The organism is Cupriavidus campinensis, assembly GCF_905397395.1.
Classification (GTDB): Bacteria; Pseudomonadota; Gammaproteobacteria; order Burkholderiales; family Burkholderiaceae; genus Cupriavidus; species Cupriavidus campinensis.
In genome coordinates, this window is sequence record NZ_CAJPVH010000023.1 from 50,935 (window position 1) to 72,661 (window position 21,727).

The 21,727-nt window shown below is 65.7% G+C and carries 14 protein-coding genes, 2 tRNA genes and 1 pseudogene; 6 read left to right on the top strand and 11 right to left on the bottom strand.

Annotation, left to right across the window (positions count from 1 at the left end; genetic code table 11):
- Positions 1–78 precede the first annotated feature (78 nt).
- The 8 genes from KHO18_RS14925 to mnmC form a co-directional block, all read right to left on the bottom strand.
- Positions 79–2,022, bottom strand: coding sequence for a SurA N-terminal domain-containing protein (locus KHO18_RS14925; protein ID WP_144195609.1), 1,944 nt, complete (start codon positions 2,020–2,022; stop codon positions 79–81).
- Positions 2,023–2,180: 158 nt separating this feature from the next.
- Positions 2,181–2,257: transfer RNA gene (locus tag KHO18_RS14930), tRNA-Asp, on the bottom strand.
- Positions 2,258–2,283: 26 nt separating this feature from the next.
- Positions 2,284–2,359: transfer RNA gene (locus KHO18_RS14935), tRNA-Val, on the bottom strand.
- 193 nt (positions 2,360–2,552) lie between these two features.
- Entirely contained in the window at positions 2,553–4,964 is a 2,412-nt protein-coding gene (gene lon / locus KHO18_RS14940) for an endopeptidase La (RefSeq protein WP_144196254.1), read from the bottom strand.
- A 258-nt stretch (positions 4,965–5,222) separates the two neighbouring features.
- Positions 5,223–6,500, bottom strand: a complete 1,278-nt coding sequence (gene clpX, locus KHO18_RS14945; protein ID WP_144195611.1) for an ATP-dependent Clp protease ATP-binding subunit ClpX — start codon at positions 6,498–6,500, stop codon at positions 5,223–5,225.
- Between the two features lie 242 nt (positions 6,501–6,742).
- Positions 6,743–7,393, bottom strand: coding sequence for an ATP-dependent Clp endopeptidase proteolytic subunit ClpP (clpP, locus tag KHO18_RS14950; RefSeq protein ID WP_144195613.1), 651 nt, complete (start codon positions 7,391–7,393; stop codon positions 6,743–6,745).
- 126 nt (positions 7,394–7,519) lie between these two features.
- Positions 7,520–8,875 (bottom strand): trigger factor, encoded by a 1,356-nt coding sequence (gene tig / locus KHO18_RS14955; protein ID WP_144195615.1) that lies wholly within the window; start codon positions 8,873–8,875, stop codon positions 7,520–7,522.
- 161 nt (positions 8,876–9,036) lie between these two features.
- Positions 9,037–11,055: a bifunctional tRNA (5-methylaminomethyl-2-thiouridine)(34)-methyltransferase MnmD/FAD-dependent 5-carboxymethylaminomethyl-2-thiouridine(34) oxidoreductase MnmC gene (gene mnmC / locus KHO18_RS14960; RefSeq protein WP_144195617.1), complete on the bottom strand. Its 2,019-nt coding sequence runs from the start codon at positions 11,053–11,055 to the stop codon at positions 9,037–9,039.
- A 171-nt stretch (positions 11,056–11,226) separates the two neighbouring features.
- On the opposite strand from mnmC, the gene KHO18_RS14965 reads away from it, so the two are divergent.
- Entirely contained in the window at positions 11,227–12,084 is an 858-nt protein-coding gene (locus KHO18_RS14965) for a 23S rRNA (adenine(2030)-N(6))-methyltransferase RlmJ (RefSeq protein ID WP_144195619.1), read from the top strand.
- A 12-nt stretch (positions 12,085–12,096) separates the two neighbouring features.
- Here the strand turns inward: KHO18_RS14965 and KHO18_RS14970 are convergent, their stop codons facing one another.
- Positions 12,097–12,474: a VanZ family protein gene (locus KHO18_RS14970; protein WP_244844816.1), complete on the bottom strand. Its 378-nt coding sequence runs from the start codon at positions 12,472–12,474 to the stop codon at positions 12,097–12,099.
- A gap of 254 nt (positions 12,475–12,728) precedes the next feature.
- On the opposite strand from KHO18_RS14970, the gene KHO18_RS14975 reads away from it, so the two are divergent.
- Together KHO18_RS14975 and nadC are read left to right on the top strand one after the other, a co-directional pair.
- Positions 12,729–13,226 carry a MarR family winged helix-turn-helix transcriptional regulator gene (locus tag KHO18_RS14975; RefSeq protein ID WP_144195621.1) on the top strand — a complete coding sequence of 166 codons (498 nt, stop codon included), beginning with the start codon at positions 12,729–12,731 and terminating at the stop codon, positions 13,224–13,226.
- Between the two features lie 240 nt (positions 13,227–13,466).
- Positions 13,467–14,300: a carboxylating nicotinate-nucleotide diphosphorylase gene (nadC, locus tag KHO18_RS14980; protein ID WP_144195623.1), complete on the top strand. Its 834-nt coding sequence runs from the start codon at positions 13,467–13,469 to the stop codon at positions 14,298–14,300.
- Between the two features lie 129 nt (positions 14,301–14,429).
- Here the strand turns inward: nadC and KHO18_RS14985 are convergent, their stop codons facing one another.
- Positions 14,430–14,975: a MarR family winged helix-turn-helix transcriptional regulator gene (locus KHO18_RS14985; protein WP_144195625.1), complete on the bottom strand. Its 546-nt coding sequence runs from the start codon at positions 14,973–14,975 to the stop codon at positions 14,430–14,432.
- 251 nt (positions 14,976–15,226) lie between these two features.
- Here KHO18_RS14985 and phnN point away from each other — a divergent pair.
- From phnN to KHO18_RS15000, 3 genes and pseudogenes are all read left to right on the top strand, one after another.
- Positions 15,227–17,107: pseudogene (phnN, locus tag KHO18_RS14990) on the top strand (phosphonate metabolism protein/1,5-bisphosphokinase (PRPP-forming) PhnN); the annotation flags it as partial.
- A 46-nt stretch (positions 17,108–17,153) separates the two neighbouring features.
- Positions 17,154–18,146, top strand: coding sequence for a tripartite tricarboxylate transporter substrate binding protein (locus tag KHO18_RS14995; RefSeq protein WP_144195627.1), 993 nt, complete (start codon positions 17,154–17,156; stop codon positions 18,144–18,146).
- 197 nt (positions 18,147–18,343) lie between these two features.
- On the top strand, positions 18,344–19,450 hold the full coding sequence (locus tag KHO18_RS15000; RefSeq protein WP_144195629.1) for a porin: 1,107 nt from the start codon (positions 18,344–18,346) through the stop codon (positions 19,448–19,450).
- Positions 19,451–19,493: 43 nt separating this feature from the next.
- Here the strand turns inward: KHO18_RS15000 and KHO18_RS15005 are convergent, their stop codons facing one another.
- A complete protein-coding gene (locus KHO18_RS15005) occupies positions 19,494–21,695 on the bottom strand; it encodes a xanthine dehydrogenase family protein molybdopterin-binding subunit (protein WP_144195631.1) in 2,202 nt (733 codons plus the stop codon).
- Between the last annotated feature and the right edge of the window lie 32 nt (positions 21,696–21,727).

Consider the following 21,727-nt stretch of genomic DNA (forward strand, 5'->3'; position numbering starts at 1 on the left):
GTCGTCACCGGGCCCAAAGACAAAGAACCCCTGCTGGTCGATGACCGCAGGGGTTCTTCGCCTGAGCAGGCGCGCCGGTTACTGCGCTGCGCCTTCGCTGGCCGGTACGTCGGTGGCCGTGATCGGACGCAGGATCTTGACCTTCGCCCGCGCCTTCAGCGACTCATAGTAGGCGGCGAGTTCGGTCTGGCCGGCCAGTTGGGCCAGCTGCTGCGCCTCGGCATCGCGCTGGCCCGGGTTCGCCGTGGTCGGCGAGCTGACCTTGGCGATGCGATAAATCGCATAGCCATCTGCACCGAGGTCCACGCCAACCACCGCGGGCAGCTTGGTTGCGTCGGCACGCATGATGGCCTCGACCGCCTTCGGCGACAGGCCGTCTGCCTTGGTACGCGAGACCGTCACAGTCTGGCCGAAGCCGGCGGCGCTGTCGGCTTTCTTCAGCGCCTCGAGCTTGGCTTCGCCATCCTTGCGGGCCAGTTCGGCAGCCTGCTGGGCGACGTAGGCCTGGCGCACCTGAGCTTCCACGTCCTCGAACTTGCGCGCGGTGGCCGGGCGGTAGTCGACGATCCGTGCCGCCACCAGCGTGGTCGGGCCCACCTGCACCGCTTCGGTGTTGCGCTTGTTCTTGAGCGCATCGTCGCTGAACAGGGCCTTGAGCACCTTTTCGTTGTTGAGCGGGTTCTGCGCGCCCAGCGCCAGGTTCGGCGTGCGGGTCACATTGTCGGCGGTCTGGATCGTCAGCTTGAACTTGTCGGCGGCCGGCTTGAGGCTTTCTGACTGTTCGTAGACGGTATTGCCGAAGGCATCGGCCAGCTCGGTGTACTTCTTGCTCGCCAGCTGCTTCTTGAGTTCGGCTTCCAGTTCGGGGCGCACGGCCTCGAGCGGCTGCGTCTCGGCGGGCTTGATGCCGGTCAGCTTGATGATGTGGTAGCCGTAGTCGGTTTCTACCACGTCGCTGATCTGTCCGTCCTTGAGCGCGTACATGGCGTCCTCGAACGGCTTGACCAGCGCGCCGCGCCCCATGAAGCCGAGGTCGCCGCCCTTCTCCGCCGAACCCGGGTCTTGCGACTGCTTCTTCGCCACATCGGCGAACGTCTCGGGATGCTTGCGCAGGTCTTCCAGCAGCTTGGTGGCCTTGTCCTTCGCGGCCTTGCGGTCGGCGTCCTTGCCGTCCTTGGGCGCGGCGATCAGGATGTGGCTCGCACGGCGTTGCTCGTCAGTCCGGAAACGGGCGATGTTGCTCTCGTAGTAGGACTTGAGTTCTTCCGGCGTGACGGTCTGGCTGGCGGCCAGCGCGTCACCGGACAGCACCACGTACTCCACCTTCGCCTGTTCCGGCGTGGTGTAGGTCGACACGTGTGCGTCGTAGTAGGCCTTCAGGGCGGCGGCGTCAGCCGTAACCTTGGCCGTGAAATCGGCCGGCTTGATCGTCAGCGTCTGCACGTCGCGCTGCTGGTCGCGCACGGCGATCAGGCGGTCCAGCAGCGACTTCGGCACGAACGCCGTGGTGCCCACGGCGCCGCCAAGCTGCTGTGTGGCCAGCTCGAAGCGCAGGCGCGCATCGAACTGCTCGGGCGTCATGCCCTGCGTTGCCAGCAACTGGATGTAGGCCTTGTCGTCGAACTTGCCGTCCGCCGTCTTCAACTGGGCGATGGCCGGAATGTTCTGGATGGCTGCCGCCACCTGGGCGTCAGACACCGTCAGATTCTTCTTGGCGGTGGCGTCGGACACCACGCGCTGCAGGATCAGCTGGTTCACCACGGACTGGCGCGCGGCGGCACCTTCGAACATGCGCGGATCGTACTGATTGCCCAGCATCTGGCGCATGCGCTCACTCTGGTCGCGCACCACGTTGTCCACTTCCTGAACGGTGATCGCGCGGCCATCGACCTTGGCGACGTCGTGCGAGGTGTCCATGAAGCGCGAATAGCTTTCCACGCCGAAGAATACGAACGACGGGAAGACAAGCACCAGCAGCAGCAAAAGCATCAGGCGCCGGTTGTTGCGTACGAAATCAAGCATGCTGATTCTGGTAAGGGGTTGGCACGAAGACAAACTCTGCGATTCTATCAGGTGCCGGGCGCGAAACCGTCATTTGCTGATGCGACAGCGTCACGTGAGGGGGAATGGCTGGGAAGACAACAGATACAAAAAAACCCGCTTGCGCGGGCGATTTTGCTTGGCGGAGTGGACGGGACTCGAACCCGCGACCCCCGGCGTGACAGGCCGGTATTCTAACCAACTGAACTACCACTCCTGCGTGGATTCCCTGGGATGGTGAAGTGGTGGGTGCTGAGGGGCTCGAACCCCCGACCTACGCCTTGTAAGGGCGCCGCTCTACCAACTGAGCTAAGCACCCACTAGACCATCGCGGACGTGCGCGCCCGCTGGGTAATCTCGCTTCGCACGACTCGGCGGTTACTGCCTGGCTGCCGCTGTTTGCGTTGCGAGGCCGCGATTGTAATACGAGACTTTTCGCTTTGCCAAGCCCGGCGGCGCAAAAAAAATGCCGCGGGGAATACCCGCGGCACTTCCTGACAGCGCTTGGTCAATCAGTGATGAATCATCTCGACCTGGGCCTTGGCCTTGTCCGCCACCTCGGCGGGCTTGGCCTCTTCCTCAGGCAGCGGCTCGGGCTTGCGCTCGAGTGCCAGCTCCAGCACCTTGTCGATCCAGCGAACCGGCACGATCTCGATGGCGTTCTTCACGTTGTCCGGAATCTCGGCGAGATCCTTGACGTTCTCCTCGGGGATCAGCACCAGCTTGATGCCGCCACGATGGGCCGCCAGCAGCTTCTCCTTGAGCCCGCCGATCGGCAGCACCTCGCCGCGCAGCGTGATCTCGCCGGTCATGGCCACGTCCGCCCGCACCGGAATGCCGGTCAGCACCGACACGAGTGCAGTCGTCATCGCCCCACCGGCCGACGGACCATCCTTGGGCGTGGCGCCTTCGGGTACGTGGATGTGGATGTCGCGCTTCTCGAACATCTCATCCGTGATCCCCAGGCGACGTGCCCGCGAACGCACCACCGAACGCGCAGCCTCGACCGATTCCTTCATCACATCGCCCAGCGAGCCGGTACGCGTGATGTTGCCCTTGCCCGGCATGATCGCGGCCTCGATGGTCAGCAGATCACCGCCCACCTCGGTCCACGCGAGGCCGGTCACCTGGCCCACCTGGTTTTCCTTGCCGGCCAGGCCGAAGTCGTACTTGCGCACGCCCAGGAACTTGTCCAGGTTCTCCGAATCGACCTTCACCGCGCCCGATTCCTTCTTCAGGAGCAGCAGCTTGACCACCTTGCGCGCGATCTTCGACACCTCGCGTTCCAGCGACCGCACACCGGCTTCCCGGGTGTAGTAGCGGATGATGTCGCGGATGGCGGCTTCGGTGATGTCGATCTCGCCAGCCTTCAGACCATTGTTCTTGATCTGCTTGGGCAGCAGGTAGCGCGTGGCGATGTTCACCTTCTCGTCTTCGGTGTAGCCCGAGAGGCGAATCACTTCCATGCGGTCCAGCAGCGGCGGCGGGATGTTCAGCGAGTTCGACGTCGCCACGAACATCACGTCCGACAGGTCGAAGTCCACCTCGATGTAGTGGTCCTGGAACGTGTGGTTCTGTTCCGGGTCCAGCACCTCGAGCAGCGCTGACGACGGATCGCCGCGGAAGTCCATGCCCATCTTGTCGATCTCGTCGAGCAGGAACAGCGGATTGCGCACGCCAACCTTCGACAGGCTCTGCAGGATCTTGCCCGGCATCGAGCCGATATAGGTCCTGCGGTGGCCGCGGATCTCGGCCTCGTCACGCACGCCACCCAGTGCCATGCGCACGAACTTGCGGTTCGTGGCGCGCGCCACCGACTGGCCGAGCGAGGTCTTGCCCACGCCGGGGGGGCCAACCAGGCACAGGATCGGCGCCTTCACCTTGTCCACGCGCTGTTGCACCGCGAGGTACTCGAGAATCCGTTCCTTGACCTTCTCGAGGCCATAGTGGTCTTCGTCGAGCACGCGCTCGGCGTTCGCCAGGTCGTTATTGACCTTGCTCTTCTTGCGCCACGGCAGGTTGACCAGCGTGTCGATGTAGTTGCGCACGACGGTGGCTTCGGCCGACATCGGCGACATCAGCTTGAGCTTCTTGAACTCGGCGTCGGCCTTCTTCTTGGCCTCCTTGGGCATGCGTGCGGCCTTGATGCGCTTGTCCAGCTCCTCAAGGTCGGCGCCTTCCTCGCCCTCGCCCAATTCCTTCTGAATCGCCTTGACCTGCTCGTTCAGGTAGTACTCGCGCTGGCTCTTCTCCATCTGGCGCTTCACGCGGCCACGGATGCGCTTTTCCACCTGCAGGATGTCGATCTCGCCCTCGAGCTGCGACAGCAGGCTCTCGAGACGCTCGGTCACGTTGACCATCTCGAGGATCTTCTGCTTCTGCTCGAGCTTGATCGGCAGATGCGCGGCGATGGTATCGGCCAGGCGGCCGGCCTCGTCGATGCCCGACAGCGACGTCAGGATCTCGGGCGGGATCTTCTTGTTCAGCTTCACATACTGGTCGAACTGCGACACGATGGCGCGGCGCAGGGCCTCGGTCTCGGCGGATTCGACCGGCGCGGGCGGCACGGGCACGGCTTCGCACATGAAGTGCGAATCGTCCTCGCTCACCTCGGTGATATTCGCGCGTTGCGTGCCTTCCACGAGCACCTTCACGGTGCCGTCGGGCAGCTTCAGCATTTGCAGGATATTGGCGATGCAGCCGACCTCGTACAGGTCGTCAGCCGTCGGCTCGTCCTTGGCAGCCGTCTTCTGGGCCACGAGCATGATGCTCTTGCCCGACTCCATCGCAGTCTCAAGCGCCTTGATGGACTTCGGGCGACCCACGAACAGCGGGATCACCATGTGCGGAAACACCACCACGTCGCGCAGCGGCAACAGTGGGAGGCGAATCGGCTCAGCCGGGAGGAGTTGTGTTCCGGACATCATTTTCCCCAGTCAGTCATTTAAGGCGTAAATAGGGTCACGGGAATCGATTGCAAGGTACCGCCCCCGATTCTTTGTGCCGTCATGCCGCGCAAAAAAGTGCCGCGCAAAGCACCTGTGACCCACTCTGAAACAGCATACCCGCGTTTCCTCCCGTTCGTATCGTCGAATTGAAGAAAAAAAGCCGTTCGCTTTCACGCGAACGGCCGCTTGATTTTTTAGCCGGTGTGGCATGCACCACGTAGGCCGGCGCGTTCGTCAGTTGGACCCCGCAACCTTGGGCTGCTGCTCCTCGTACATGAGCAGCGGTGGTGCATCGCCGGTAATCGTATTTTCATCGATCACCACTTTTTGCACCCCCTTGTAGTTCGGGAGGTCGTACATGACGTCCATCAGCGACTGTTCCAGAATGGAACGCAAACCGCGTGCCCCCGTCTTGCGACGGATGGCCTTGCGCGCGATGGCAGACAGCGCGGCCGGACGAATCTCCAGTTCCACGCCTTCCATCGCCAGCAGCTTCTGGTATTGCTTGACCAGCGCGTTCTTCGGCTCGACCAGGATCTGCATCAGCGCGGCCTCATCCAGCTTGGCCAGCGTGGCCACCACCGGCAGGCGGCCGATCAGTTCCGGAATCAGGCCGAACTTGATCAGGTCTTCCGGCTCGGTCTGGGGCAGCACCTCGCTGGCGTCACGCTCTTCCTTGCTCTGCACCTGGGCCGCAAAACCGATGCCGGTCTTGTCAGAGCGCTGCATGATGACCTTTTCCAGGCCGTCGAACGCGCCGCCGCAGATGAACAGGATGTTGGTGGTATCCACCTGCAGGAAGTCCTGGTTCGGGTGCTTGCGCCCGCCTTGCGGCGGCACCGAGGCCATCGTGCCCTCGATCAGCTTCAGCAGGGCCTGCTGCACGCCCTCGCCCGACACGTCGCGCGTGATGGACGGGTTGTCGGACTTGCGCGAGATCTTGTCGATTTCGTCGATGTAGACGATGCCGCGCTGAGCCTTCTCGACCTCGTAATTGCAGTTCTGGAGCAGCTTCTGGATGATGTTCTCGACATCCTCGCCCACGTAGCCGGCTTCAGTCAGCGTGGTGGCGTCAGCGATCACGAACGGCACGTTCAGCAGCCGGGCCAGCGTCTGCGCAAGCAATGTCTTGCCCGAGCCAGTCGGCCCGATCAGCAGGATATTGCTCTTGGAGAGTTCGACGTCATCCTTCTTGCCAAGATGCTTGAGGCGCTTGTAGTGGTTGTACACCGCTACCGCCAGAATCTTCTTGGCCTGCTCCTGCCCGATCACATACTGATCCAGGCTTTCGCGGATTTCGTGGGGCGTGGGCAGGTCCGAGCGCGTGGCGGCTGTGGCGTCCTTGTCGGTCGCGGCGGCCTCGTCACGGATGATTTCATTGCACAGGTCGATGCATTCGTCGCAAATGAACACCGACGGGCCTGCGATGAGCTTCTTGACCTCGTGCTGGCTCTTGCCGCAGAACGAGCAATACAGAAGCTTCTCGCTGGATGAACCTTTTTTGTCCGCCATAGGAATCAGTCACATTAGCAGTGTGGTCCCCGCACGGCGGGAGAGCCCCACGGGAAACGCATTAAACGCATCATACGCCAAAACAATTGGCGCAGTCGGCGGCTTCCCCGGCGTGTGGGGCAAAACGCAAAAACGAGGCGCACAGCCTCGTTCCGGTGTAGCCTGCGTCATTTGGCGCAGGCTGGTGGCGGGAGCCCCGGCGCCGGGCCGTGGGCTGCCCGCTCCGACACACCGGCATCGGATCAACCGCGGCGCGTGATGACCTTGTCGATCAGACCGTAGTCCACGGCCTGGTCGCCGCTCATGAAGTTGTCGCGATCGGTGTCGCGGGCAATCTTCTCGACGGGTTGGCCGGTCACTTCCGACAGGATGCTGTTCAGGCGCTCGCGCAGGTACAGGATCTCGCGTGCCTGGATCTCGATGTCCGAGGCCTGGCCACGCGCGCCACCCAGCGGCTGGTGGATCATGATGCGCGAGTTCGGCAGCGCGCTGCGCTTGCCCTTGGCACCGGCCGCCAGCAGGAAGGCGCCCATGCTCGCCGCCATGCCCATGCAAAGCGTGGTCACGTCGGGCTTGATGAACTGCATCGTGTCGTAGATCGCCAGGCCGGCGGATACCGAGCCGCCGGGCGAGTTGATGTACAGCGACACGTCCTTGTCCGGATTCTCGCTCTCGAGGAACAGCAGCTGGGCCACGACCAGGTTTGCGGTCTGGTCGTTCACTTCGCCGACCATGAACACCACGCGCTCCTTGAGCAGGCGCGAGTAGATGTCATACGCGCGCTCGCCCCGGCCGGACTGCTCGACAACCATCGGCACCAGCCCAAGACCCTGGGTTTCCAGAGCAGAGGCCTGCGTCGTGGCGAGACGGTCAAGCAAATCATTGCGGGTCATGCAGGTTCTCCAGGTATTCAGGGAATGCGCCAATCGGCCCCGGCCAGCGCTTGCGCGCCAAGCCGGATGCCGCGCGACCGGGGCGCGCCGCGCCATCCAGGCGGCGCGATCCGGTCATGCGAACGCTCAGGCTTGCTGCGCGTTGGTCTCGGCGGTGAGTTCCTCGAACGACACCGACTTGTCCGTGACCTTGGCCTTGTCGCACACGAAATTTACCACGTTGTTTTCGAGCACGTAGGCTTCCATTTCGGCCAGGCGCTGCTGGTCGCCGTAGTACCAGCGCATGACTTCCTTCGGGTCTTCGTAGCTCTTCGCGAAGTCCTCGATTTCCGCCTTGATCTGCTCCGGCTTGGCCTGCAGGCCGTGTGCCTTGACGATCTCGGCCAGGATCAGGCCCAGCTTCACGCGGCGCTCGGCCTGCTGAGTGAACATCTCGGCCGGAATCGGCATGTCCTTGGCGTTCGGCATGCCACGTTGCTCGAGGTCACGGCGGGCCATTTCCACCAGGCGTTCCTGATCCTGCTCGATCAGGGCCTTGGGCACGTCCAGCTCGCTCACCTTGAGCAGCGCTTCCATGACCTGATCCTTCAGCATGGCGTGCGTGCGGCGCTTGACTTCGCGCTCCAGGTTTTCGCGGATGTCGGCGCGCATCTTCTCGACGCTGCCGTCGGCGATACCGAGCGACTTCGCGAAGGCGTCGTCCACTTCCGGCAGGTGCGCCCACTCCACCTTCTTCAGCGTGATCGTGAACTCGGCGGTCTTGCCGGCCACTTCCTTGCCGTGGTAGTCAGCCGGGAAGGCTAGCGGGAACGTCTTGCTCTCGCCCAGCTTCAGGCCCAGCGCGGCTTGCTCGAATTCGGGCAGCATGCGGCCTTCGCCCAGCACGAATGCGAAGTCATCGGCCTTGCCGCCGGGGAATTCCACGCCGTCGATCTTGCCGACGAAGTCCAGCGTCACGCGGTCGCCGTTCTTGGCAGCCTCGTCTGCGCCACCGTCGCCATGGGCGCCGGCCTCGCCACGCACGTGGTAGTGCACGCGCTGCTTGCGCAGGATGTCGATGGTCTTGTCGATCTCGGCGTCGCCGATTTCCGTCTTGGTGCGGGTCACTTCAGCCGTGGCCAGGTCGCCCAGCTTGACTTCCGGGTACACCTCGAAGGTGGCTTCGAACGCCACTTCGTCGTCCGACACGCCGTCGGTCTTCAGGTCGAACTTGGGCTGGCCGGCCACTTTCACGTCCTGGGCCTGCGTGATGTCGAAGAACTTGCGGGCAGCCTTGTCGAAGCGCACTTCGAACTCGACCTGCTGGCCATATTGCTTCTCGACCATCTTCATCGGCACCTTGCCCGGGCGGAAGCCGGACATCTTCACCGTCTTCGACAGGCGCACCAGGCGTTCCTGGGTTTCCTTCTGCACTTCGGCCTTGGGAATAGCCAGGGTTACCTTACGGTCCAGCTTGCCGAGGTTTTCAATGACGTTCGACATGGTCGTTAATCCAATCCAGAAATGTAGTTTTAAGCGCAACCGCCTGCGCACCGGCCTGGCCGTGGCCAGTGAAACCTACGGATTCCCCACGCGAACGAAGGGCTTCCGCGCAAACGGAAAACGGGGATTATCGCACGGTTTTTGTTCGCTTCCGGCAGTTTTTACCCTGACGCGTCCGAGGCCGCCCCAGGATCGATCGCCGGCGCTCCCGCCGTGTCGCCATGGCGCAGCGCCCGCAGCAGCAGCCGGGCCGGGTCGACAGCATCGGCCAGGTCAGATTCGACGGGCAGCGGTTCGCCCTCGATCTGGCTGGCGATCAACTCCGCGCCCAGTGCCGCCCAAGTGAGGCCGCGCGACGCGTACGCAAGTGCCGCGTAGAGCCCCGGCAGCCGGGGCAGGTCCCGCAGGTGGGCGCCGCGCAGCGGGCCGGAGCGGGCCAGCGCCTTCGCCTCGTCCGCGAGGGGCCCGATCAGCGGCAGGCGGTTGTGCGTCACCGTGCGCACGCCGACGTAGCCGGTCAGCTGCGCGGGATCGAGATGGGCGACGTCGGCGGCACGGCCTGGCAGCAGCGTGGCGAGGCGCTCCAGGTTTGCGGCATGGACCTCGGGACGCTCGGCCAGCGGGCCTTCGTCGGCGTCGTAGCTCGATCCGATGCGCGCGCCGCCATCAGGGGCTTTCGGCAGCAGGTAGCCGGCGCCGGTCACCACGCAGTCGGGCCAGCCGCCCATCGCCGCGACCTGCGCCGGGGAGAGATCGGTCAGTTGCCCGCGCACCCGGCGCAGGGCCAGAAAGCGGTTGGAGACGAGCCGCTCGGCCTCGTGGGCGTTGGCCAGCACCAGCACCGGCGCCGCAGCCAGCACGCTACCATCCCCCGCCCTCGCCTGCCAGACACCATCCTCATGTTCGATGGCGGCCACGCGGCAGTTGAATCGCGCATCGAGGGCCGCGCCGGCCTTGTCCAGCTGGGCGCGGCAGATGTCGGGCGGCGCCACCCAGCCGCCACGCGGAAACCAGAGCCCGCCGCGCGCCACCGTCGCGCCGTGGCGCGCGGCCGCCTCGGCGGGGTCCATCCACCTGACGAACGATTCGGGGAAGCCGAGGGCAGCCAGCGCCGCCTGCTGGGCGGCGTTGTCGGCCTCGTCCTCCCCGATCTGGAGCACACCGCAGCCGTGCCAGTTCACCGGGTGCCCCGCCGCCGCGAGGGCCGACCACGCGCGCAGCGCATGGAGATTGCCAGCGCGCGAGAGCCGGGACAGCAGGCTTTCATCGGATGAAACATGGGCGTGCATGGCCGCCGCGCGATGGCTGGAGGTCTGCCGGGCGGGGCCGTCATGGGCGTCAAACAGCGTCACGCGCCAGCCGCGCGCGGCCAGCCGCTCGGTGACCGCGCAGCCGGCCAACCCTGCGCCGATGACGATGGCATGCCTTTCTCGCCACTCCGCGGCGGGTGGCGGGGCATAACGGCGGTTCTTCCAGGGCGGCGCGAAGCGCGCCACGGTCATGTCACGCTTGCCGCCAAAGCCTGGCGCCTTGGTGACCTCGAACCCGACCGCCTGCAAACCGCGCCGCACAAAGCCTGCCGCTGTATACGTAGCAAGCGTGGCGCCGGGCCGGGCGAGCCGCGACAGGCCCCTGAAGACGGTTTCGGACCACATGTCCGCGTTGCGGGACGGGGAGAAGCCATCGAGATAGAACGCATCGGCGCCAAGCGCGAGCTTGGGCAGCATCGCGTCGATATCGCCCAGCGCCAGCGTCAACGTAACCGCGCCGCCTTCGAATTCGAGTCGATGCAGACCCGGCAGCGCGTCGGGCCATGCCGCCTGCAGGGGTTCGGCGAGCGGTAGCAGATCGCCGAGTCCGGCGTGCAGCGTCGCCAGTCCATCGCGCGTAAATGGATGTTTTTCTACGGAAACGAAGTGAAGCCGACGGCAGCGGTGCGGGTCCTGGCGCCACGCCTGCCAGGTGGCGAGGAAGTTCAGCCCCTGCCCGAAGCCGGTTTCCACGATCACGAACTGGTCGCGCCCGGCCCAGTTGCCGGGCAGGCCATTACCGCCCAGAAACACGTGATGGGCCTGCGCCAGCCCCCCTTCCGTGCTGTGGTAGACGTCGTCGTAACGTGGCGAAAAAGGAATGCCGTCGGGGGAGACGATCGGCTCGGCGGACTCGAGGGCACGCGGCATGGCAGGCATTGGCGGACGGGACACTTCGGACGGCAACAGCCGCAGGAACGGGCCGTAAAACGGGCTTCCGGGGGCGGCGGATGGTAGCATAGCGCCCTTCGCGCCACGCGCCCGCAGGCGCCTTTTTCGCCGACGCTTGCGCGCCGTCATCCCGCTTTATCCCGCCTCATCATGCTCAGTTATCGCCACGCCTTCCATGCCGGCAACCATGCCGATGTCCTCAAGCACGCCGTCGTGGTCCAGTTGCTGGAGCACCTGACGCAGAAGGACAAGGCGTTCTGGTACATCGACACCCACGCCGGCGCCGGCCTCTATGCGCTGGACCACGCCTATGCGCAGAAGAAGGCCGAGTTCGAAACCGGCATCTCACGCATCTGGCAGGCCGCCGCCGATGGCCAGACCCTACCCCCGTTTCTGGACGAATTCCTGGACCAGGTGCGCGCCCAGAACCCGGACGGCAACCTGCGCCACTACCCCGGTTCCCCATGGCTGGCATGGCAGATGCTGCGCGATCAGGACCGCCTGCGGCTGTTCGAGCTGCACAGCACCGAGATCCAGGTGTTGCGCGACAATTTCCGCGGCGCGGGCCGCAAGGTCATGCTCTATGACGGCGACGGCTTCAATGGCATCAAGGCCATCCTGCCGCCCCCGCCGCGTCGCGCGCTGGTGCTGATCGACCCGTCGTACGAAGACAAGCAGGACTACGCGCGAACCGTGCAGGCGCTGGAAGACAGCCTCGAACGGTTCGCAACTGGCGTTTATGCGATCTGGTATCCGCAGGTGCAGCGGCGTGAATCGACCCAACTGCCGGCGCAACTGATGCGCCTGCCGCTGAAGAGCTGGCTGCATGTGACGCTGACCGTGAAGCACCCCGTGGAAGGCGGGCTCGGCCTGCACGGCAGCGGGATGTTCATCGTCAACCCGCCGTGGCGGCTCAAGGCGACGATCGAGGAAGCGATGCCGCTGCTGGTGGACTTGCTCGGCCAGGATGCTGGCGCAGGCTACACGCTGGAATCGCTCGACAACTGAGCCGGGCGCGCGTCAGGCCCGGGGCTCTTTCCGAGGGGTGGACAGACCGGGCCAGACCCGCGTCAGTGCGGCATGCGCTAGCAGGCCCAGCGCCAGCCCCCCCGCATCGGCGATCAGGTCATGCCAGTCGGACGAGCGGGTCGGCGTCATGCCTTGCAGCCATTCGATCAGCACGCCATAGGCCATCAGACCGGCCAGCACCGCCGCCACGCGGCCGTCCCACGCGCGCACGCCGAGCAGCGCGAGCACCCCGAAGGCAAGAAGATGGTTGGACTTGTCCCAGCCGGTGGTGGGCTGCGGCACCGAAGGCGGCAGCAGCGACAGGACCAGCACGGCCACTGCGCAGATCGAGAACAGCCGTTGGTATTGGATGGGGGTCAGGCGCGGCACGGGGCTTGGGGGCTATCGGCGAGATGTCACGTCCAGAGAATAACAGGCTGCACCGCCACGGCTGCGTGGCGTGCCGTACATCATGCAACGGTGCGCGGCCAAGGCAAAGCCGAAAGCCATGACAATCAGCACGGCTGCGACCAGGCTCAGGTACTGCCCGCCTGTCCCCCGCTGAAATGACGCCCCGATGGCTCCACGCCTCTATTTGTAACGCCGGCTATACTTCGCCGGTCAGCTCCTTTTGATCTCCTACCGTGAAAAGTCCGCCCGACCACGCGTCAGCCCACGCCGCTCACTATGAATTCACCGAGCAGGTTGGACATCTGCTGCGCCGTGCCTACCAGCGGCACGTCGCCATCTTCCAGCAGACCATTCCAGACTCGCAGCTGACGGCCGGCCAGTTCGTCGTCATGTGCGCCATCCAGGCCCAGGGGCCATGCTCGTTGAGCGAGATTGCGCGCGCCACCGCCATCGACCAGGCGACCGTGCGCGGCATTATCGAGCGGTTGAAGTCTCGTGAACTCATTGCGGTCTCCCACGATGCGCGCGACCGCCGCAAGGTCGTGGTGCTGCTCGCCCCCGCCGGCGAGGCCCTGATCAACGAAGTGGTGCCTTTTGCGCAGGACATCACCGAGCGCACCATGGGTGGCCTGAACCCGGCCGAACGGGTGGCACTGCTCTACCTGCTCAGGAAAATGAGCGAACTGGGCGATGACACCCCGGATACCGCCGACTCTGACAGCCCAATCTAGGGGCCCAGGCGGCACCCCGCTCAGCAGACCGTAGTTCCCCTCCCCCGTTACTGCGACCAGAGCGTCGCAGCCCCCTCCCCCAGTTCCCGGCCTCGTCACGCGTGGCGACGCCCCTGCATCACGCCAATAACTTAGATATCGAATATCTATTGACAAGGAGATGCCATGCGCTAGTATTACGCCATGTACTTCGATCTCTAAGATTCTTGGTACGGCAACCACTACTCAGGAGCGCTTCCCATGTATGACATCTTTTCCACCGACAAACTGATCGATCTCTGGCTGACCGAGGACATTGGCATCTGCGACCTGACGGTCCATACGATGATCGAGCCAGGTGAAACCGGCACGTTCTGCATGAATGCCCGCGAGCCCATGCTGATCGCCGGCATCGACGTCGCCGCGCGCATCTTCGCCCGCTACGACCCGACGCTGACCCTGGATGTGCGCGTCGCCGATGGCGACAAGGTGGAAAAAGGCGCCGTGCTGCTCAACGTGAGCGGCAACGCACGCAGCGTGCTGACTGCCGAGCGCACCGCGCTGAACATCATGCAACGCCTGTGCGGCATCGCGAATCACACCGCGACCTATGCCGCGGCAATCGCCCATACCAAGGCACGCCTGATCGACAGCCGCAAGACCACGCCGGGCCTGCGCGCGCTGGAGAAGCACGCCGTCACGTGCGGCGGCGGCCTCAACCATCGCCTGAGCCTCGACAACGGCGTGATGATCAAGGACAACCATATCGCGGTCTGCGGCAGCATTGCCGCCGCCGTGGCGCGTGTACGCCGCAAGCTGCCGGTGCTGACCAAGCTGGAGGTGGAGTGCGACCGCCTGGAGCAGGTGCATGAGGCACTCGCGGCCGGCGTCGATGTGATCATGCTGGACAACATGTCGGTGCCCGACATGAAGGAAGCCGTGCAGATCGTCAATGGCCGCACCAAGGTCGAGGCGTCGGGCGGCATCCGCCTGGAAACGATCCGCGCCGTGGCGGAAACGGGGGTGGACTACATCTCCACGAGCAAGATCACGCAATCGGCACCGGCAGTGGATATCGGCCTCGACGAGGCCTGAGCCGGTCCGGCATGTGTCGCGGGGCCAGGCCCCGCCTGACGATTCGCGCCTTCCTACCCGAGGGCTTCACCCTCCCCGGTTTATCCGGCGGGGGGCTTTTGCATTGGCTGCCCCATCCGGGCGTGCCCGTCAGAGATCGGACAGCAACCGCCCGACTTCCTGAGTCGACGGCACGCGGCGGCCATGCTCGGCCGACGCCACCTCGTCCGCCACCAGGCGTTGCGCAATCGTGATCAGCACGCGCCGCGTGGTGAGGACGTCCTCTTCACTCAGCCCCGCCACGCTCAACTCATTGACCTCGGTGGCCAGCGGCTCCAGCTTGCGGCGCAGGGCGCGCCCGGTCTTGCTCAGGAACACGTGCACTTTCTTCTTGTTGCCGGGCAGGTGCGTGCGCTCGACGTAGCCCAGCGCTTCCAGCGCCTTCACCGCCGCGAAGGTGGTGGGCTCGGTCACGCCGGCCCGTTCGCTGAGCTCGCGCTGCGACAAGCCATCGCGACGCCAGAGGATGCGCAGGATGGTCCAGTGCCCGTACGACACCGAATGCTCCGTCAGCCGCAACTGCAGCGCGCGGATGTAGGCGCGCGCGGCGTCCTTCACCAGGTGGGCAAGACGTTCTTCTTCGGCTTCATCGGCGGGCGTGAGCGTGACCGGGGTCTCCGGTTTTTTCGTGGTCATAGTCGTGGCAAAGATATGCGGGCGCAGGCGCCGCGCAGCACGGCGGGCGCGCGGCAGCGCACATGATAGCGCCTCCGCGATGCCGCCGTCCGCACATTGCGTCGCGCCCTCACTACATCAGTGCGGCGTGCGCACCGACGATGCATCGGGCACCGTCACCGCGCATTGCCCTACCTCGCGTTTTCCCTGAGGAAAGCGGGAATCCCGCGTACACACTGGATTTGCGGGAGCTGGCCCGACCCTTGCATTAACTTAGACATCGAACTTACCTTGACAGTGGACAGGCCGGTGCTAGCATAGCCCTACAAACTTCGACATCTAAGTTAATGATGAACAATACCGGCATCTTCTTCCTTGTGGTGGGGCCCAGCGGCGCGGGCAAGGATTCCCTGATCGATGGCGCACGCGCGGTCCTCGGCGACAACTACCTGTTTGCGCGACGGGTGATCACGCGGCCCACCGGCTCTCCGGGCGAGGACCACGAGGGTGTGTCCGATATGGAGTTCACACGACGTCAGGAAGCGGGCGAATTCCTGGTGACGTGGGACGCCCACGAGCTGCGCTATGGCTTGCCGGCGTCGTTGACCGATGCGCTGTCGCGCGGCATGCACGTCGTGGCCAACGGCTCGCGCAGCGTCATCGCCGCTCTGGCGGCACGGCTGCCGCGGTTCGTGGTGGTGCTGGTGACGGCGCCACAGGAGATCCTCGCGCAGCGCATTGCCCGGCGCGGCCGGGAGTCGGGTGAACAGGTGGCGCGGCGCGTGGCGCGCCAGGCGGCGCCCCTGCCCGCCGATGTGCCTTGCATCACCGTCTCCAACGACTGCACGCTCGAAGTGGGCATGGCGCGCTTTGTGGAGGCGCTGCGGCAAGGGCCGGAAATCGGCGCCGAGCCGCCTGCCAGCCACCCCAGCTTGATGGCCAAGCTGCGCGGGGAAGCGCTCGACGAGGCCGCCTACGTGGCGATCCTGCGCGACGCCATCGCCGGACGCTATACCGAGGCAGCGCTGACCGAATTCCTGGTCACCACGGCCGGCAACCTGACCGATGACGAAGTCGTGGCGCTGGCGCGGGCGCGCACCGCCTTCACGCCCCGCATCGATTGGGACCGGCCACTCGTCGTCGACAAGCATTCGATGGGCGGCGTGCCCGGCAGCCGCATCACGCTGATTGTGGTACCGATCGTCGCGGCCTACGGGCTGGCGATGCCGAAGACCTCCTCCCGCGCGATCACTTCCGCCGCCGGCACGGCGGACGCCATGGAGACCGTCGCCCGCGTGGACCTGACACAGGACGACGTCCGCCGCTGCGTGATGCAGACAGCCGCCTGCATTGCCTGGAATGGGCGCCTGAACCACTCCGTGGTGGACGACGTCATGAATGCGATCACCCGCCCCCTCGGCATCGATTCCCGCCGCTGGTCCGTGGCCTCGATCCTCTCCAAGAAGTACACGGCCGGCGCCACCCATGTGATGGTGGACCTGCCGTACGGGCCGCAGACCAAGCTGGCCTCGCGCGCCGATGCCGAGGCGCTGGGCGCGCTGTTCGCGCTCGTCGGCAAAGGCATGGGCATGCACGTGCACGCATTGGCCACCGACGGCAGCCGCCCCATCGGCCGCGGCATCGGGCCGGCGCTGGAGGTGCGCGATGTGCTGCAGGTGCTCGACAGCGATCCTGACGCCCCGGCTGACCTGCGCGCCAAGGCCCTGCGCTTTGCCGCCGAAATCATCGCCTTCGACCCGCGCGTGGGCACGCCCGACGAAGGCATGCGAATTGCGAGGCAGCTCCTGAGCGAAGGCAAGGCGAAAGCGGCATTCGAGCGTATCGCGGCGGCGCAGGGCCGCAGGGCGGATCCGGTGACACCCGGTGCGCATACCGAAGTGATTCATGCCGAACGGCCTGGCCGTGTGACCGGCATCGACGGCCTGGGCATCTCCGGCGTGGCGCGGGCGGCAGGTGCCCCGCGTAGTGCTGGTGCAGGGGTCGATCTGCTGTGCACGATCGGCACGCCTGTGGTGCCGGGCCAGCCCCTGTATCGCATCCACGCCGAGACGGCGGACGCACTTGCGGCGGCCGTAGTGGCGGCGCGCGACGACGGCGTGTGCCGCGACGCGGTCCGTATCGATCCCGATTGACCTGCTTTCTTCCTTCCTTCACCCTAACCGACGAGGCAAAATCCCCATGAGACCCCTATCCGTCGTCAGCAGTCTGGCATCGCTCCTGTTTGTCGCAGGCAGCCTGGGCACCCTGCCCGGGCGCGCCGAGGCCAACATGGCGAGCACCTTCCCGCAGAAACCCATCCGCATCGTGGTGACGTTCCCGGCCGGAGGCGGCACTGACGCCCTGGCGCGGCTGATCGGCACCGACATCGGCAAGTCGATGGGCCAACCCGTGGTGGTGGATAACCGGCCCGGCGCCAGCGGCAATATCGGCGCCGAGTTCGTGGCCAAGAGCCCGGCCGATGGCTACACCCTGCTGATCGTCAACAGCAGCTTCGCCATCAACCCGAGCGTGTTCAAGAAGCTGCAGTTCGACCCGAAGGCCGATTTCAGCGCCGTCATCACCTTCGCCTCGGTGCCCTCGGTGATCGCGGTGCCGTACACCTCGAAGATCCGCACGTTCAATGACCTGCTGGCGGCCGGCAAGAGCGGCGCCCCGCCCAGCTACGCGTCCTGTGGCAACGGTACGCCCCAGCATCTGGCGGGTGAGTTGCTGAAGGTCTCGGCCAAGGTCGACATGCTGCACGTGCCGTACAAGGGTTGCGCGCCCGCCATGGCCGACGTGCTCGGCGGACAGGCCGACGTCAGCGTCAATACGCTGACCAACACCGTGCCCTACCTCAAGAGCAACAAGCTGCGCGCGCTGGCCGTGACGTCGAAGACCCGTTCGCCGTTCCTGCCCGACGTGCCGACGGTCAGCGAGCTCGGCGTGCCCGGCTACGATGTGGACCAGTGGTTCGGCATCCTCGCCCCCGCGCACACCCCGCCCGAGATCGTGCAGAAACTCAACGCCGAAATTGCCAAGGCGATGGCCAAGCCGGAGATCAAGGCTTCCCTGGCGCAGCTCGGCTTTGCCACCACCACCAGCACGCCTGCCGAATTCCAGAAGCTGGTGACGACCGACATCGACCGCTGGCAGAAATTCGCGACGAAGATCAACCTGCTCGTCGACTGACCTTCCGGGGCACCGCCTGGACTTCAGCAGGCAGATTCCCCCAACCTTTCCCGTAGTCCTTCGTTGCCACACGGGCGCAAGCCAGCCCCCGTGAGAGCGCGTTCGTCCCTGCGTCCTGACGCCAGCCGTCAGGCGTTGGCTACCTGCGCGCTGTCGATCGGGGATTGGCGGCAACCGCACGAGAACATCCAACCAATATGAGCCAACCACAATCCACCTTCCGCCACACCGCGCTGGCGGCCATCCTTCTGGCCCTTGGCGTCAGCGGCGCCGCGCAGGCGCAGTCATCGGTCACGTTGTATGGCGTTGCCGATGCCGGTATCGAGTTCCTGACCCATGCCGATGCGAACAACCATAGCCTGACCCGCATGACATCGGGCAACCTGTCTGGCTCGCGCTGGGGCATCCGGGGCACCGAGGACCTTGGCAACGGCCTGCAGGCCCTGTTCGTGCTCGAGAACGGCTTCGACCTCGACGCCGGCACCGCTGCCCAGGGCGGGCGCCTGTTCGGGCGCCAGGCCTTCACGGGGTTGTCCTCGCAGTACGGCCGCGTAACGCTGGGCCGGCAGAACAACATCCTCTATGACATCCTGATCAACTACGACGCCATGGCGGTCTCGCCGCGCTACTCGATCTTCATGATGGATGCCATGACGGCGGGCCGCTACGACAACACGGCCAAGTACGTTGGCAAGTTCGGCGGACTGACGGTGACGGGGCTCTACGCGTTCGCGCGCGGTACCTCGCTGGCTGGCGGCGCCGTGGCGTCGGAAGTGCCGGGCGACGCGAAGAGCGATCGTGCGATCAGCGGCGGCCTCGAGTACAACGTCGGCAATGCCGGCGTCACGGTGATCTATGACGAGCAACAGGGCACCTCCGGCATCACCGGGCAAAACCCGTCGCAGAAGGATCGTCGCCTGGCCGTGGCGGGCAGCTATCGGTTTGCCAACGCCAAGGTCTATGCGGGCTACCGCTGGCTCAACGGCGACATCGGTGCCACGGCGGCCGTGCCGGCCCGGCGTGCGGACCTGTTCTGGATCGGCGCCGGCTACCAGCTCACCCCGGCGCTATCGCTCAGCGGTGCCGGCTACCTGCTGAACGACCGGCGCGGCAATGGCGACGCATGGAGCGCATCGCTGCTGCTCGACTATGCGTTCTCGAAGCGCACGGATGTGTATGCCCAGGTGGCGTACATCAACAATGACGATGGCTCACGCATCGGCCTCAATGGCGCGTCGTCTGCCATCGGCGCCGCCGGCACGAACCAGTTCGGCGCCGTGATGGGCATCCGGCACAAGTTCTGACGTCAGGGAGGGACCGCACCCCGTGGTCACGGGGTGCGCAATGTCATGCCGGTACCCGCGCGGTGGCGCACGCCTGGCGCACCACTTCCGGCGTAAACGGCGCGTGCGTCAGGCGCAGGCCCGTGGCATCGAACAGAGCATTGGCAATCGCCGGCGCACCGGGCAAGGAGGCTGATTCGCCGGCCCCAAGCGGGCTCTCCGACTGGCGCGGCATCAGCAGCACCTGGATGGCCGGCAGGTCGGGAAATGCCGCAATTGGATAACTGCCCCACTCCCGGCTGGCCACGCCGGCGCCATCGAAACGTACTTGCTCGCGCAGCACGCGGCTCAGGCTCTGCACCACATTGCCGTGGATCTGATGGCGCACGCCGTCAGGATTCACCATCATGCCGGTGTCCTGCCCCACATGCAGCCGCGTCACGCGCACATTGCCGGTCTGCGGATCGACTTCGACATCGACGATCCATGCCGCCCATGCCGCGCCGAAGCCGGGGAACTTGCTGTGGATATAGCGGGCATAGGCGATACCCCGGCCGTGCAGCAGGCCATTGGCATCGGGCTTGCCGCGCGAGCCGCGCGCACCTTCCCGCCATTCGGCAGCCTGCGCCAGCGCCACGAGCAGTTCCTGCGCGCGCGTGTCGGGCAGATGGCGCAGCCGGAAGGCCAGCGGATCGGCGCCGCACGCGTGCGCCAGTTCATCGATAAAGGATTCGTGCGCGAAGGTGTTGGGCAGCGCCGACACGCCGCGCAGCCAGGACGCCCGCGCAATCGCCGGGGTGTCGTCACAGGCAATATGGAGTGCCCCATAGCCGTACGCGGGCACCGCCGTACGGTCGCCCATCTCCAGCATGCGCGGCGCCGACGAGACGCGCCCCGTCAGCAGCAGCGCCAGGATGGGGGCATCGTTCGATGGGTAGCGTGACACGAAGTCATAGGCGGTCAGCGTGCCATCGGCGGTGGCGCCACCCTCCACGTCCATCAGCTGCGCGGCGCCCTTCGGCTCCCACAGATGCTCCTGCTCGCGGGTCAGCTGCACGCGCACCGGGCGGCCGACCGCGCGCGACAGCAACACCGCATCGGCGCAGACATCGTCGGCGCAGTTACGGCCATAGCAGCCGGCGGCCTCCATCCGGACGATCTCGATGGCCCCTTCGTCAAGGCCACTGAGCCGCGCCATGTCGATCCGCAGCACATGCGGGTTCTGCGTACCGGACCACACGGTCAGACGGTTGTCGTGCCAGTCCGCCACGGCGCAGGACGGGCCGATGGACCCATGCATCTGATATGGCCACACGTAGGTACGGGTCAGGCGATGGGTGCCTTCCGCCAGTGCCGCCTGCACGTCGCCAGTGCCGAGCAATTCCCGCCGCTGGGCCGGGGCGGCACGCAAGGCGGCTTCCGGCGCGTTGAGATCCGGCAACGCCGGCGCCGGCTTCCAGCGCACCTTGAGCCGCCGGGCCGCCTCGATGGCCTGTTCTTCGCGCTCCGCCACCACGCCGATGAAGTCGCCCTCCACCACCACACGCACCACGCCGGCCACATTGGCGATCGACGATTCGTCCACCGCGATCAGGCTGGTGCCGACGAAGTCGCCGCTGTCGCGCCCCGCATAGGGCGGACGCACCACCCGGCCGTGCAGCATGCCCGGCACGCGCACGTCGTGGACGAAGGTCAGTTCGCCGGTGGCCTTGGCGGGAATGTCGACGCGCGGCGCGCTCCGCCCCACCACCCGGTATTGCTCCACGGGCTTGGTCTTGACATCGTCGGCCAGCGTCAGCTGGACCTGCTCGCCGGCCAGCAGGCTCGCCACGTCCACTTGCGCGGCGTCGCCGGCGCGTGCCACCAGCCATGCGCGCGCCTGCGCCGCTGCACGCCGCAGCGGCAGGGCTGAAATCTGGATCGAGGCACTGGCAATCGTCGGCCCCTGGTTGGGCGTGGCCTCGGTATGGCCCAGCACCATCGTCACCTGCGCGGGCTCGACCTCCAGTTCCTCGGCCACGATCTGCGCCAGCGAGGTCCGGATGCCCGTGCCGAGGTCGACGTGGCCGTTGAAGGCAAGAATCTCGCCGTTGGCGCGGATGGCGATAAAGATATCCGGCAGATCGGATACGAAATCGGAGGCGGCACCCGGCTGTCCCGGCGATGGCCGCGGCGCGGCCGCAGCGGGCCGCGTGACCAGCAGCACGCCTCGTTCCTGGAACAGTGCCTCACGCAATGCGCGCGGAGTCCGCGAAGTCTTATGCATCGATCATTCGTCCTTGCCGCGCCGGGCGGCAT